This is a genomic window from Hydrogenophaga sp., from assembly GCF_036675665.1.
GTDB lineage: Bacteria > Pseudomonadota > Gammaproteobacteria > Burkholderiales > Burkholderiaceae_C > Hydrogenophaga.
In genome coordinates, this window is the sequence record NZ_JAKFEO010000115.1 from 1 (window position 1) to 13,625 (window position 13,625).

Annotated in this window: 11 protein-coding genes; 5 read left to right on the forward strand and 6 right to left on the reverse strand. The window is 64.8% G+C overall.

Features of this window, described 5'->3' with window-relative positions:
- Positions 1-1,432: Ada metal-binding domain-containing protein (locus V6M63_RS23915; protein ID WP_332746003.1), on the reverse strand; the 1,432-nt coding region annotated here is incomplete at its 3' end.
- Positions 1,433-1,571: 139 nt separating this feature from the next.
- Between V6M63_RS23915 and V6M63_RS23920 the strand changes: the two genes are divergently transcribed.
- Positions 1,572-2,954 (forward strand): phosphomannomutase/phosphoglucomutase, encoded by a 1,383-nt coding sequence (locus tag V6M63_RS23920; protein WP_332746005.1) that lies wholly within the window; start codon positions 1,572-1,574, stop codon positions 2,952-2,954.
- Positions 2,955-2,960: 6 nt separating this feature from the next.
- Here the strand turns inward: V6M63_RS23920 and V6M63_RS23925 are convergent, their stop codons facing one another.
- Together V6M63_RS23925 and V6M63_RS23930 are read right to left on the reverse strand one after the other, a co-directional pair.
- Positions 2,961-4,232 (reverse strand): 3-deoxy-D-manno-octulosonic acid transferase, encoded by a 1,272-nt coding sequence (locus tag V6M63_RS23925; protein ID WP_332746007.1) that lies wholly within the window; start codon positions 4,230-4,232, stop codon positions 2,961-2,963.
- Positions 4,229-5,626, reverse strand: coding sequence for a 3-deoxy-D-manno-octulosonic acid transferase (locus V6M63_RS23930; protein WP_332746009.1), 1,398 nt, complete (start codon positions 5,624-5,626; stop codon positions 4,229-4,231). The genes V6M63_RS23925 and V6M63_RS23930 overlap by 4 nt, the downstream gene beginning before the upstream one ends.
- 135 nt (positions 5,627-5,761) lie before the next feature.
- Between V6M63_RS23930 and V6M63_RS23935 the strand changes: the two genes are divergently transcribed.
- The 4 genes from V6M63_RS23935 to neuC are packed head-to-tail and all read left to right on the forward strand — an operon-like array spanning position 5,762 to position 9,547.
- On the forward strand, positions 5,762-6,451 hold the full coding sequence (locus V6M63_RS23935) for an acylneuraminate cytidylyltransferase family protein (protein WP_332746011.1): 690 nt from the start codon (positions 5,762-5,764) through the stop codon (positions 6,449-6,451).
- A gap of 1 nt (position 6,452) precedes the next feature.
- The gene (locus V6M63_RS23940; RefSeq protein WP_332746012.1) at positions 6,453-7,346 is read left to right on the forward strand and encodes a hypothetical protein; all 894 of its coding nucleotides are present in this window, start codon (positions 6,453-6,455) and stop codon (positions 7,344-7,346) included.
- A gap of 27 nt (positions 7,347-7,373) precedes the next feature.
- Positions 7,374-8,426, forward strand: a complete 1,053-nt coding sequence (locus V6M63_RS23945) for an N-acetylneuraminate synthase family protein (protein ID WP_332746014.1) — start codon at positions 7,374-7,376, stop codon at positions 8,424-8,426.
- Positions 8,426-9,547, forward strand: coding sequence for a UDP-N-acetylglucosamine 2-epimerase (neuC, locus tag V6M63_RS23950; protein ID WP_332746016.1), 1,122 nt, complete (start codon positions 8,426-8,428; stop codon positions 9,545-9,547). The genes V6M63_RS23945 and neuC overlap by 1 nt, the downstream gene beginning before the upstream one ends.
- A gap of 279 nt (positions 9,548-9,826) precedes the next feature.
- Here the strand turns inward: neuC and V6M63_RS23955 are convergent, their stop codons facing one another.
- Genes V6M63_RS23955 through V6M63_RS23965 form a run of 3 tightly spaced genes read right to left on the reverse strand, consistent with a single transcriptional unit; the run spans position 9,827 to position 13,618 of the window.
- Positions 9,827-11,086, reverse strand: a complete 1,260-nt coding sequence (locus tag V6M63_RS23955; protein WP_332746018.1) for an O-antigen ligase family protein — start codon at positions 11,084-11,086, stop codon at positions 9,827-9,829.
- A gap of 54 nt (positions 11,087-11,140) precedes the next feature.
- A complete protein-coding gene (locus V6M63_RS23960) occupies positions 11,141-12,244 on the reverse strand; it encodes a rhamnan synthesis F family protein (RefSeq protein ID WP_332746020.1) in 1,104 nt (367 codons plus the stop codon).
- Positions 12,245-12,259: 15 nt separating this feature from the next.
- A complete protein-coding gene (locus V6M63_RS23965; protein ID WP_442909646.1) occupies positions 12,260-13,618 on the reverse strand; it encodes a TolC family outer membrane protein in 1,359 nt (452 codons plus the stop codon).
- Between the last annotated feature and the right edge of the window lie 7 nt (positions 13,619-13,625).

Genomic DNA, 13,625 nt, shown 5'->3' on the forward strand with positions numbered 1-13,625 from the left:
CGAGCGAGGCGGCTTCGGCCTCGCGGGCCGGGTGCTTGAGTGCCTGCACGCCCATCGCCTTGTGCAGCGCGACGTCGCCGGCGGGAAAGGCATCGGGCCAGCGCAGGGCGCGCATGGCGATGTATTGCGCGGTCCAGTCGCCGATGCCGGGCAAGGCCTTGAGGGCGGTGATGGTGGCGGGCACGTCGGCGCTGCCATTGAGCACCAGGCCGCGCTCGGCCACGCCCCGGGCCAGGGCCACGATGGCGGCCTGACGCTGTTTGACGATGCCCAGTTCCCCGAGCGCATCGCCTTCGGCCTGCGCCAGCACGGCGGGGGCAGGAAACAACCGCGTGAGCTGCGCGAAGGGTGTCGCCATCGGCTCGCCGAACCGGTTCACCAGCCGTTGCGCGAGCGTGCGTGCGGCGGCCACCGTGATCTGCTGGCCGAGCACGGCCCGCACGGCGAGTTCGAAGCCGTCGAGCGCGCCCGGCACGCGCAGGCCGTCGCCGGCCGGAAACGCTCCGTGCAGCACGGCATTGATCGATGCCGGGTCGGCGTCCAGATCGAGCGCCGCACGCAGGCGGTGGATCACCTGCGGCAGCACCTCGCGCAGTTCGTCGCTGACGCGCAGCACGAGCTGACTGCGTTCCTGGTCGAACTCGGCCAGCAACCAGCCGCGGTGGCTGCGGCCACCGATGTCCATGCGCAGGGTCTGTCCCAGGCGCAGTTTGTCGTCCACAAAGGCCACGCCCTCGATCAGCCGCTGGCGGAAGAAGCCCAGCGTGGCCGCCACGTCGTACGGCGGCCGGTAACCCAGGCGCACGGTCGTGCCCGGATCCTTGTCCCGGCTTCTGATGCTGCTTTCGCGCCGCAGCTGGGTCGGGTTCAGCCGGTAGTGTTCGAGGAAGGCCGCATTGAAGCGGCGCACGCTGCCAAAGCCGCTGGCCAGCGCAATCTGGGTCACCGGCAGGTCGGTGTCGGCCAGCAGTTGTTTGGCGGTGAGCAATTTGCGCGTGAGCAGGTACTGCAGCGGCGAGACGCCCAGCCGCTCCTCGAACACACGGCGCAGGTGGCGGTCGCTCACGCCCAGGCGCGCGGCCAACCGCTCGCCCATGTTGCCGTCGGCATCCAGCCAGTGCTGCGGATCGTCGAGCCAGAGCGTGGCCTGCTGGGCGAGGATGGTGGAGGCGTCTTCCAAAGACCAGTGGCGGTCCAGCGGCGCCAGTTCGGGCCGGCAGCGCAGGCAGGGGCGGAACCCGGCGTGCTCGGCCTGGGCAGCATGCTCGAAAAAACGGCAGTTCTCGCGCCGCGGCGTGCGCACGCGGCAGACCGGCCGGCAGTAGATGCCGGTGGACGTGACGGCGGTGAAAAACTGGCCGTCGAAGCGCGCGTCGTGCGAGCACAGCGCGCGGTAGCAGGCGTCCTGGTCGATGCGGTCGGGGTGGTTCATGGCTGCCATCGTAGGCCGTCCGGCGGCGTCTCGCTGGCCGTTTCCGGACATGTGCCTTTCGCCCTGTTACATGTGCCTCCCGACCTGCTGAACCCCCCTCCTACAATCGAATTTTTGCCTGCCACCAAGGAAACCCCTCATGCAAGTTGCCGCGTCCATCTTCAAGGCCTACGACATCCGGGGCGTCACGCCCACCGCGCTCAACGAGGGCGTGGCCGAGGCGCTGGGCCTGGCGTTCGGCACGCGGGCCCTGCAGCTGGGTGAAAAGACGGTGGCGGTGGGCCGCGACGGCCGCCTGAGCGGCCCGGCGCTCTCGGCCGCGCTCATCCGTGGCCTGGTGGCCGCCGGGGTCGACGTGATCGACATCGGCCTGGCGACCACGCCCATGTTGTACTTCGCCGCCGCCACGCTGTGCAACAGCGGCATCCAGGTCACGGGCAGCCACAACCCACGTGACTACAACGGTTTCAAGATGGTGCTGGCCGGGCGCGCCATCTACGGCGACGACATCCAGGCGCTGCGCAAGACCATGGAAGCCGAGACGCACCAGCGCACGGAGGGCGGGCGCGTGCGCCTGATCAATGTGCAGGCGGCTTACCAGGCCCGCATCGTCGGCGATATCAAGCTCTCGCGTCCCATGAAGCTGGTGGTGGACTGCGGCAACGGTGTGGCCGGCGCTTCGGCCCCCGCCATCTTTCGCGCGCTGGGCTGCGAGGTGATCGAACTCTTCAGCGAGGTGGACGGCAATTTCCCCAACCACCACCCCGACCCCAGCAAACCAGAAAACCTGCAAGACCTGATGCGCGCGCTGCGCGAGACCGACGCCGAACTGGGCCTGGCCTTTGACGGCGACGGCGACCGTCTGGGCATCGTCACCAAGGATGGCACCAACATCTACCCCGACCGCCAGATGATCCTGTTCTCGCAGGACGTGCTCTCGCGCGTGCCCGGTGGCGACATCGTGTTCGACGTGAAGTGCTCGCAACGGCTCGCGCCGGCCATTGAAGCGGCTGGCGGCGTGGCCCACATCTACAAGACCGGCCACTCGCTGATCAAGGCGCGCATGAAGGAGCTCGACAGCCCGCTGGGTGGCGAGATGAGTGGCCACATCTTCTTCAAGGAGCGCTGGTACGGCTTTGACGACGGCACCTATGCTGGCGCGCGCCTGCTCGAAATCGTGAGCCGCAGCCCGAACGCCAGCGACGTGCTCAATGCATTGCCCACCAGCTTCAGCACGCCCGAACTCAATGTGGCCTGTGCCGAAGGCGAACCGCACACGGTGGTGGAGAAGCTGGTGGCCTTGGCGAAGTTCGACGCACCGGCCAAGCTGTCCACCATCGACGGCGTGCGGGTCGACTGGCCGGATGGTTTTGGCTTGATCCGCGCGTCCAACACCACGCCGGTGCTGGTGCTGCGCTTTGAGGGCCAGACCACGGAAGCTTTGCACCGCATTGAAGAGACGATGCTTGCGCTGCTCATCAGAGCCAAGCCCGACGCCGTGGTGGGCGCCAGCGCCCACTGAAGCAACTCAGCGCGGCAGCAACGCCTGCACGCGCTCGATCACCGCTTCGGCCTGTTCATCCAGCAGGGCGGTGGTGTCCACCGGGCGGTTGGCGCCCCATACCGCGGCCACTTCGCGGGCCACCTCGGCTTCGCTGTTCACCGGTCGGGCCTGCTGCAGGCTGTCGAGCCGTTCGTAGCTCTCGGCAAAATTCCAGACGTTCGGCCCATGCAGCACGGCACAGCCCAGCGCCAGCGGCTCGTGCGGGTTGTGGCCTCCCACGCTGGCGAACGACCCGCCCACCAGCGCCACCGGCGCGAGCCGGTACCACAGGCCCATTTCGCCAATGGTGTCGGCGATGTAGACAGGGGCTTCGGTGGCGATGTGCGCGCCAGCGCTGCGCAGGGGGACATCTTTTGACACCGAGGTTGACGCAAGCGCCGCCACCTCAAGACCGCGCGCCGGTGCCCGTGGCGCGATCACCAGCAAGGCATCGGGATGCTGTTCACACAGCCGGACATGTGCGGCGAGCGCCAGGTCTTCCTCACCCGGGTGGCTCGACGCCAATAGCCACACCGGCCGCTCTGACAGCGCCTGCTGCCAGGCATCAAGGTCGTCCGCATCGCATGCCAGTGGCGGCACCAGCGCCTTGATCGTGCCGCTGACGGTGATGCGTTCGCGTGGCGCGCCCAGCGCCACGAGCGCGTCGGCGGTGGTCTCGTTCTGTGCAAACAGGTCGTGAAAACCGGGCAGCAAGGCCTGGTAGAGCCAGCGGCCCCAGCGCCGCTTGGACAGCGACTCAGGGGACATGCGGGCATTGACCAGGGCGCGGGGAATGGATCGTGCGTCGGTCTCGGCGATCAGCGCAGGCCACAGGTCCATCTCGCACCACAGCGCGAGCGATGGCCGCCAATGATCGAGAAAGCGCGCGACGGCGTCGGGCGTGTCGACCGGCGCGAACTGGTGCTGGCAGCGTGGCGGCAGGCCGGTGCGGCGCAACGCGTCACCCGAGGTGCGCGCGGTGGTGGTGATGAGGAAACTGCAGTCGGGTCGCCGCTCGGCCAGTCGGGCGAACAGGCCCGCCAGCGCCATCGACTCGCCCACACCCACCGCGTGGCCCCAGACCAGCGTGCCTTCGGGCCGATCGGCGTATTCGCTGCCCAGCTTCTGCCGCACGCTGCGCGGCGTTTCCTTGCCGCGCAGCAAACGCCGCTGCAAACCCTGGCGCCACACCGGCGCGAGCACCCGGGCCAGGACCAGGTAGGCTCGCAGCGCCCAGGGCTGGCGCGCTGGTGTCATCGGGCTTCCAGCCAGGGCACGAGGGTGGCCATGTGCCTGGCGGTGGCGCCGCCGTGTTCGGCGTAAAAGGCCTCGGCACCGTCAATGGCGCGAGCGTAGTCGGTGGGCGAGGTGAGCAGTTGCACCAGCGCTTTCGACAGGCTGGCGATCGTCATGTGCTGCTGCAGCACCCCTGCGGCCAGCGCCTCCACGCCGGGGTACTCGATGCCCCAGATGCTGGGCCCGACCATCACCGGCTTCCTCAACGCGAGCGGTTCGATCACGTTGTGCGCGCCCAGCGGCACGAACGATGCACCGACCACCACCACCTGCGACAACGCGAGGTAGAAGTACATCTCCCCCAGCGAGTCGCCCACCAGCACGTCGATACCGCCCATGTCGGGCGCGTCTGGCGTGGGCTGCAGCGCGGCATCCAGCACGCGGCTGCGCCGGGCCACGCGCAGACCCGCGCCCTCCATCAGTTTCACCACGGTGTCGAAGCGCTGCGGGCTGCGTGGCACATACACCACCAGCGGGGGCGGTAGCCCAGCGGCCTGAAGGCCCGCCTGAACCAGGCGGATCGCCTCGATGAACTGCTCGTCCTCGCCCACGATGGCGCTGGCGAAACACACCACGGGCCGGTGTCCCGGCGAAGCCGTGGCAAGTTGCCAGGGCGCGAGCAAGGCGTGGGCCGCAGCCAACTGTTGCGGGGACACAGGCAGGTCGAAGCGGGTCTCGCCCGCGATCACCACGCGCTCGCAGCCCACGTCGCGAAAGCGTTGGGCATGCGTTTCCGACTTGCACAGCACCAGCTCGTAGGCCTGGAAGATGCCGGCGCGAAAACCACCCCATTTGCGGTCGCGCACGATGCTCTTTTTCGGGTACTGCGCGTTGGCCATGGCCAGCGGCACACCCTGGCGGCGGATGGTGGCCAGCAACACCGGCCAGGTGTCGATCTCGGTCATGAGCGCCGCGCGCGGGCGCACGCGTTGGATCAGGCCGCGCACCGCCCAGCCCAGCTCCAGTGGCACATAGCTCACCTGCAGGCGGCGCTGCGCAATCGCTTCTTCAAACAGGGTGTGGGCGGCGGTGCGGCCCGCCGGGGTGAGGGTGGTGATGAAGACGGGATACCCCGCCGCCAGCAGGGCACGCACCAGCGGTGCGGCACCGCGCATCTCACCCATGGACGCCGAGTGCACCCACACCGGGCGGTCCAAGCCGGTCCGAACGGCACCGAAACGCTCGTCCCAGTGCGCTCTGTACAACGGCTCACGCTGGCCGCGCCGCCACAGAAAGAGCAGGAACACCGGCAGCAACAGGTGCCACAGCATTTCGTACACACCGATGAGCACGGACAGCCGCCAACTGGGCGGAAACGGACGGGAGGCGGTGGGCGTGGAAGAGGGGGATGCCATCGGTGGGAACGGTACGGTACGGGCGGGGGTGCCTGCACGTCCCACCGAGGGCTCCGGGCGAAGGCCATTCAGTATAGTTACGCCCTTGGGCAGGCCCTCACCGAGCGGCCCGCCTCCCACACAGGAACACCACCGATGCCCCTTCCCACGCCGGCCTGGACCGCAGTCATCCCACTGCGCGCCGGATCCAAGGGCCTGCCCTCCAAGAACATCCGCCCGCTGGCGGGCAAACCGCTGTACCGCCACGCGGTGGACCAGGCGCTGCAAGCCGGCGCCCAGCGCGTCGTGATCACGACCGACATTCCCGAGGTGCTCTGGGCCGAACTGCCCACCCAGGTGACGCTGGTGGAGCGCCCGGCCGAGCTGGCGGGTGACACCGTGCCCATGGCCCCGGTGCTTCAGCATGCCCTGCAGACCGCCGACTGCCACGGGACGGTGGTGTTGTTGCAGGCCACCTCGCCACTGCGCCAGCGCTCCGACATCGAAGCCGCACTGGCCGTGTTCGTCGGCGGCTATTTCGAACTCGTCATGTCGGTCACGTCGGCCGACCGGGGCGTGCTCAAGTGGGGCACGCTGCGCGGCAACCGTTTTCAGCCGCTGTCGGACCCGGCCCATTGCTTTGCCAACCGCCAGAGCCTGCCGCCGGTGGTGCGCCCCAACGGCGCGCTGTATGTGCTGAACGCCGAACGTTTCGTCGCCAGCGGCAGTTTCGTCTCTGAACGCATTGGCGTGGTGGAGATGCCGGCCGAGCGCAGCCAGGACATCGACTCGCTGGAGGACTTTGTGCGTTGCGAAGCCGCGCTGGAGGCCGCGCATGGTCAATGAAATGAACACCGACTACGTGGACCTCTACGCCGCGCCCACCTGGCAGTGCGTGATGATCTGCTGGGGAACGAAGTATTCGACTTCGCTCATCAACAACCTGGCCCGCAGCATCGCCGACAAGGCCTCGTCGCAACCGCGTTTCATCCTCATCTCCGACCGGGAACGCCCCGATCTGGCCGATCGAATCGAGCTGGTGCGGTTTCCCGAGTATTGGTTGGCGCCACCTCTGAGAACGGCGGGGTGTCACGCGAAACTGGCCATGTTTGAGCGCGGTATCGTCCCGACGGACCTGCCGGCGATGTACGTCGATCTGGACACCATTGTGCTGGGTGACCTCAGTACCGGCCTGGCCTTGATGAAGAACCGCCAGACCGTGGCCATTCTGCCGAGTGCGATCATTCCGTTTGGTTGGGTTGGAAGGACATTGCATCGCTGGACCAATGGTCGCAAGTACGCGCGTGGCAATTCGTCGTTCGTGATCTACCACCCCGGCGAATGCCACTACATTGCGGAGCGGTTCCGGTCGGTGTATGCGAAGTATCCGAACATGGAGTTCCGGCCCATGGTGGCCGACGAACGATTCATCAGTTGGTCGGCGCAGGAGCACATGGTGAGCATTCCCGCATCGTTCGCAGTCAAATTTCCTGGCGAGTTCATGTTCTATTGGAGCTTCTGGCTCTACGTCAAAGCTTGGTTGCCCTGGGTGCGCAGCCGCCGTCGCAAACTCGTGGCCGTGACGCTGAACGGGCTGATGATCAAGCCTGAGAAGCTGATGTCGCTCAAGGATGGAGATGTGATCGTCGACGAGAAGGCTCGCAAAATGATCTGGAGCCCCAAGACGCTCGGGCACATGCAATCTGAAATCAAGGCGTTTTGCGCCGGTTCGCTCCGGTAAGCGTTCAATCCATTCATCGAGACACCCATGAAAATCGCCCACCGCGACATCTCCCCTGCACAGCCCCCACTGGTCGTGGCCGAAATCGGCATCAACCACGGCGGTAGCCTGGACGTGGCCAAAGGCATGGTGCTGGCTGCGCACCGCGCCGGCTGCGAAATGGTCAAGCACCAGACGCACTTCGTCGATGACGAGATGACCGACGAGGCCAAACAGATCTTCCCGCCCAACGCCGACAAATCCATCTGGGACGTGATGGAAGAATGCGCGCTGTCCAAGGACGACGAGATCTCGCTCAAGACCTACGCCGAGTCGCTGGGCATGATCTACATCTCCACGCCGTTCTCGCGCGCAGCGGCCGATTTCCTCAATGACATCGGCGTGTCCGCGTTCAAGATCGGATCGGGCGAGTGCAACCACGTGCCGCTGATCCGCCACATCGCCAGCTTCGGCAAGCCCATCATCATGAGCACCGGCATGCAGACCATTGACGGCATGCGGCCGTCGGTCAAGGCGCTCGACGACGCCGGTGTGGAATACGCGCTGCTGGAGTGCACCAACCTCTACCCCTCTCCACCCGAGATCGTGAGCCTGCAAGGCATCACCGAATTGCGCAACGCCTTCCCGCGCGCCGTCATTGGCTTCTCCGACCACAGCATCGGCCCCGAGATGGCCATTTCCGCCGTGGCGCTGGGTGCCTGCATCCTGGAGCGCCACTTCACCGACACGCGTTACCGCAAAGGTCCGGACATTTCCTGCTCCATGGACCCGGCCGAGCTCAAATTTCTGATCGACCGCTCGCGCGAGATCCACACTGCGCTGCACAACCCCAAGGTGCGCACCGCGCCCGAAGAAGACGTGTACCGCTTCGCCCGCGGCTCCATGGTGGCCGACCGCGATCTGCCCGCTGGCCACGTGGTCACGCCCAGCGATATCTGGGCGCGTCGCCCCGGTTCGGGTGAAATTTCGGTGCAGCATTTCGACCGCCTGGTGGGCGCGAAGCTCACCCGTGCAGTCAAGCGCAACCAGCAACTGCTGTGGAGCGACCTCGACGGTGTGAAGCCACAAGTGAACGCGTGATGACCGACCGGCGTCTGCTCTTCGTCACCGGCACCCGGGCCGATTTCGGCAAGCTCGAGCCGCTGGCGCTGGCCGCGCAGCAGGCCGGGTTTGCGGTGAGCTTCTTCATCACCGGCATGCACATGATGCGGCGCTATGGTGAAACCAGGCTTGAGGTGAAGCGTTTCCCGGGCGCCGAGTTCTTCGAGTTCGTGAACCAGCGCGAAGGCGACGCGCAGGATTTCATCCTCTCCAAGACCATCCTGGGTTTCTCCGATTTCGTGCACGAACACCGGCCCGATCTGGTGGTGATCCATGGTGACCGGGTGGAGGCGCTGGCCGCGTCCATCGTCTGCGCCATGAAGTACATCCCCTCGGCGCACATCGAAGGCGGGGAAGTTTCAGGCACCATTGACGAGAGCATTCGCCACTGCAACACGAAACTGTGTGCCGCACATTTCGTGAGCTCCGAAAATGCCCGCCAGCGCGTGCTGGCGCTCGGCGAGTCACCCGAAAGCGTCTACAACATTGGCTCACCCGAACTCGACACCCACGCGCGGCCGTCAGGCGTGACGCTGGCGCAGGTGAAGGAACGCTACGCGATTCCGTTCGACGACTACGGGATCGCGATCTTCCACCCCGTGACCTCGGAGGCCGACACCATCGGCGCCCAGGCGCAGTCGCTGTTTGCGCGGCTGGAAGCCAGTGGCCGGCATTTCGTGGTGATCGCCCCCAACAACGACCCCGGCACAGAAGACATCTTTGCGGTGCTGGAGACCTTGCCCAAGGAGCGGTTTCGCCAGATACCGTCGATGCGGTTCAACTATTTCTCCGAGCTCATGAAGAATGCTTCGGCCATGGTGGGCAACAGCAGTGCGGGTGTGCGCGAGGCGCCATTTCTGGGTGTGCCCAGCCTGGATGTGGGCACGCGCCAGAACAGGCGCGCCAGTGGGCCTTCAATCACCACATGCTCGGCGTTTGATACCGAAACCTTGAGTCTTTTCCTGTCCGACACATGGGGTCATCGCCTCTCGGCGGACACCACGTTCGGCGTGGGCAATGCGGCGGAGCATTTTGTCGCGGTTCTGCAGTCACCCGATTTCTGGGAGCGGCCCATGCAGAAGGCGTTTGCGGATGAGTGATGTTCCCGCAGAGGTGATTCCGATCAACAGCCATTCGCACCGGGATCAAGCTGGCATGTTGCAGATTTGGAGGAGGTCGGCACCTGCCCGGTCTGCCGCTCCTCGGAGTCTGCCTTGGTACACGAAGCTGTGGAGGACTGGGCGTTTCGGCGTGCTCCGGGACGCTGAAGAAATGCGCTGTCTGCCAGTCGCGTACCTGAGTTCAAGCCCAATGCCAGAAGTCATCGGGCGCGCCCCTACCATCTGCTGCACGCTTGCTACCAGTAGGTCAGGATTTCATCAGGCTTCTGGCTTGCAAGATCTGAACTTTGTTGCCGTTATCTGGCTGCCTGAAGGCAGGTTGCTGGCCACGATCAGGCCCAGCATTGTGTAGAAGAAATAGCTTATTGCGCGATACCACAGCGGCACGTTGAACAAGCTGTCCACTGCCAGAACGGCAACCAGCGCGTACAGTACGGCGCGTTCTGACGTCGTGGAATGTCGTGCCATGCCCAGCAGTCGCCACAGCAGCCACAAGAACGCGAGCAAGCCGATCAGACCGTACTCCATCCCGAAGAACAGATACTGGTTGTGGGGATGTGTGCATGTGTATTCACAGTGGCCAAAATGCTGGGCGGCGATCTGGTGGTATGTGCCCGAACCCGTGCCTGCAATGGGATGATCCACCATCTGGTCGAGCGCCAGTTTCCACATGTTGATTCGAAGGCCGAGTGATGTGCGATCGACCGCCTGGTACGACGCAATGTCTTCATACGCCGTTGTCAGCCGACTTTTCATCAATGGACTCGATGTCACCAGTGCGATGCCAAGCAGCGTCACACCCAAGGCGACCGGCCATCGTCTGGATTTGCGCGTGTGGAATGCCAGGAAGGTAGCCACGACCACGACCACGGCCACCAAGCCGGATCGACCCTGCAATAGAAAGAGAACGCTGCCAATGGCGACCACCGCGCCAATGGCCCATGCCAGGCGCAATTTTCGGTTCGTAACGCAAAGGGTCTTGTTTAGTGCCATTGCAAGGAAGATCGCTGTCATGACACTTTGAGAAACGTACTCCACGAAAACACTGTGGTCTGCGCCAATGCCCAGGTTCTGGGTGCGAGACCACGGCAGGTTCACGAAGACGTTGGCGTATGTGGACGCCAAGACGATGATCATTGACAGCGTGAATGCTGACCAGGCGCGCGATCGCCAGCGGGCGTCGGCAAATGTGACGGCGAGCATCAAGACCAGCAACAGCTTGCTGTACACCTTCAGGCTGTTGACGACGTCGCCAACGGGTGCGGGGCTGAACGGTGCCCACAATGCGACGATGCTTGCCAGCAGAACCAGTGGCGCTGCCACCGGTAGAGCCCGAATGAAGGCCAGCTTTGAGCGGTACTGACCCGCGCCGACCCATGCAACGACGAAGGTGAGCGCTGCGACGAGAAACAGGGATCTCGATACAGGGGCTGCGAATACGAGCGCAACAGCGCTCCAGCCACACAGATGGTCGAGAGCTTGCTGCCAGCGAGGTGTAGGCTGGATGGAATCGTTCATGAAAAGGGAGTAGGGCGCCGCGGCCCCGAATCGAATGTGTCTAGGCACGGGGGTTCAACGCAGAATGTCGTCAATGTCCCTAAGGATGTCCGGGTGAGCGCCTGCCATGCGATTAGACCGCATGCGATCACGTATCAAGGTCAGTGCCTTGAGGTTGTTCCAGTCTCGCGACTTTTTCAGATAGGGGACTTCGAAAACCTTCAGCGAGGTGATGGGTGCGGTGGCGAGGACGTTTTGTTTCTCGGTGGCCTCCAAGGCCAACGCCAGGGCACTTCCACGCCAATCGTCGTTGTCGGCAAAGCTGGTGATGCTTTGGGCAATGCCTGCCTCGATGCGTTCATCGATCGTGACGAGATCTTCCAGCAGTTCTTTCAGCTTCAAGTTCGACAGCGAACCGATGTGCCGATCCAGTGCACTTCGTGTGTACATCGCTTCGCACCGGATGCCCGCATCCATCAGCGCATGCGAGAAGCCTCGTTCTCCGCGACGGATGGTTTTGTATTTGTTGCTGGTGATGCGATAGCGATCCCAAAAACGAATGAAGGCCTCGTGTCGCAGGGCGTCACGCTTGACCATCAGAAAGAAGGAGCCAAAGAACGGCCGCTTCTTGGGCGGCAGGTTTTCGGTTTGCCGCAACGGGTCGAGTTGCAGTGCGCCAACGAAATCGGAGGCGCTGTTCTCCATGCGGTCGATCAGGGTCTCGTTGCCGTGCAGTGGGAACCAGATGCTGTCGTTCAGGATGATCAACACATCGGGGTCGGTCTTCCACTGTTTCAGCAGCCAGATCCCATCACGGTACCCACCGAAGTCATAGCCGAAGTTGGGTCGTTCGGCCATTCGCCAGATCCATGGGGACAGGCGAGTCCTGTCTTCGCTGCTCAGGGGTGCATTGCTGATGATCAGCGGGGCGTAGCCCTTGTGGACCAAGTGCTGGCACGTCCAGACCGTTGCATCCGAAATGCCTGCGGGCTGGTATACGAGCAACAGCGCGACCTTGGGGCCCAGGGCAATCGCTCCGTGATCCGCCTGCAGCATGGCGCCACGTTGTGCATCGTGGCGCCGCCTCCGAAGGGGCTCGGTGAAGAACTCCGGGATGCCCTTGAGTTGTTGGCGAATGCGGTTGAACTCGCGCTCCAGCTTCCAGGTCAGCAGGCTCATCGACTTGGGCTAACGTTACTTCGCCAGCAGCGAATTGATCGGCAGCAGATCCTCGGGCACCAGCTTGCCGCTGGCTTGCTTGAGGCGCAGCCCGCCGAGCAACACGTTGTAGCGGGCCTGGGCCAGATCGCGCTTGGTCTGGAACAGTTGGCTTTGTGCATTGAGCACGTCGATGTTGATGCGCACACCCACCTGGTAGCCCAGACGGTTGGCGTCCAGGGCGCTCTGGCTGGAGGCTTCTGCGGCTTCCAGGGCCTTCACCTGGCTCTGGCCCGAGAGCACGCCCAGGAACGCGCTGCGCGTGGCCAGATCAATACCGCGCCTGGCGGCTTCCAGGTCGGTGCGGGCCTTGTCTTCGAGCGACATGGTTTCCTTCACCCGGTTCTGGATGGCGTAACCGGCGAACAGCGGCATGTTGAACTGCACGCCGATGCTGGCGTTGTTGCTGCGCACCGTGTTCTGCGCCAGGGTCAGGGTGGATGGCGCGCGGGCCACCTGGTACTGGGCGACCAGATCCACCGTGGGCTTGTGGCCGGCTTCGGCCTTGCGCGTCTCCAGTTGCGCGATCTCCAGCCCTCGCGTGGCTTGCAGGATGGTGGGGTGCGTCTCGTCGTTGAGCGCCACCCAGGTTTGCGGGTCAGCGGGCAGCAGCGGCGGCAGCACCACCGGCGCCACCAGTGGCTTCGGCGTCACCGCCACCCTGCCGACAAGCTGATCCAGCGTCAGTTGCTTGACGCGCAGGTCGTTCTCGGCGGCGATCTCCTGCGCCACCACGAGGTCGAAGCTGGCTTGCGCTTCGCGCGAGTCGGTCACGGTGGTGGTGCCCACCTCGAAGTTGCGCTTCGCTGCGGCGAGCTGTTCGGCCACCGCGGTTTTCTGGGCACGCACGAAGGCCAGTGTGTCGGTGGCTGCGAGCACGTCGAAGTAGGCCTGCGTGGTGCGAACGATCAGGTCCTGTTCGGCCAGTGTGAGCGTGGCCTTGGCCACGTCCACCGAGAGCAGGGCCTGGTCGTTGATGAGTTTGTTGACTGGGCGGTACAGCGGCTGGCTGGCGGAGAGCGTGGTGCTCTGGCTGTTGCTGCTGGTGTCCGCGCCACCGTTGATCTCGCGTCGGGCCCAACTGGCTGCCGCGCCCAGGCCCACTTCGGGCAACAGGCCGGCCTTGGCCTGGTCTGCGCGGAAGAGGTTGGCTTCGTACTGCGATCGGGCCGACAGATAGGTGGCATCAAAGCCGCGCGCTGCTTCGTAGAGCTCCACCAGGCTCTGGGCCTGCGCTCCCGTGACAGCGCCCAGGGCCAACCAGGTGGCCATGGCCAGACGGCTCACGGCGAAGGGTCGACCCCGTGTCGGGGCGGGTGCGTGGGGGTCGGTCATGGAGTTC

Coding starts and splice junctions, on each gene's coding strand:
- V6M63_RS23930 (WP_332746009.1), bottom strand. CDS start 5,626: ATGGCATCCCCCTCTTCCACGCCCACCGCCTCCCGTCCGTTTCCGCCC.
- V6M63_RS23935 (WP_332746011.1), top strand. CDS start 5,762: ATGCCCCTTCCCACGCCGGCCTGGACCGCAGTCATCCCACTGCGCGCC.
- V6M63_RS23960 (WP_332746020.1), bottom strand. CDS start 12,244: ATGAGCCTGCTGACCTGGAAGCTGGAGCGCGAGTTCAACCGCATTCGC.
- V6M63_RS23965 (WP_442909646.1), bottom strand. CDS start 13,618: ATGACCGACCCCCACGCACCCGCCCCGACACGGGGTCGACCCTTCGCC.
- V6M63_RS23955 (WP_332746018.1), bottom strand. CDS start 11,086: ATGAACGATTCCATCCAGCCTACACCTCGCTGGCAGCAAGCTCTCGAC.
- V6M63_RS23925 (WP_332746007.1), bottom strand. CDS start 4,232: ATGACACCAGCGCGCCAGCCCTGGGCGCTGCGAGCCTACCTGGTCCTG.
- V6M63_RS23945 (WP_332746014.1), top strand. CDS start 7,374: ATGAAAATCGCCCACCGCGACATCTCCCCTGCACAGCCCCCACTGGTC.
- V6M63_RS23920 (WP_332746005.1), top strand. CDS start 1,572: ATGCAAGTTGCCGCGTCCATCTTCAAGGCCTACGACATCCGGGGCGTC.
- neuC (WP_332746016.1), top strand. CDS start 8,426: ATGACCGACCGGCGTCTGCTCTTCGTCACCGGCACCCGGGCCGATTTC.
- V6M63_RS23940 (WP_332746012.1), top strand. CDS start 6,453: ATGAACACCGACTACGTGGACCTCTACGCCGCGCCCACCTGGCAGTGC.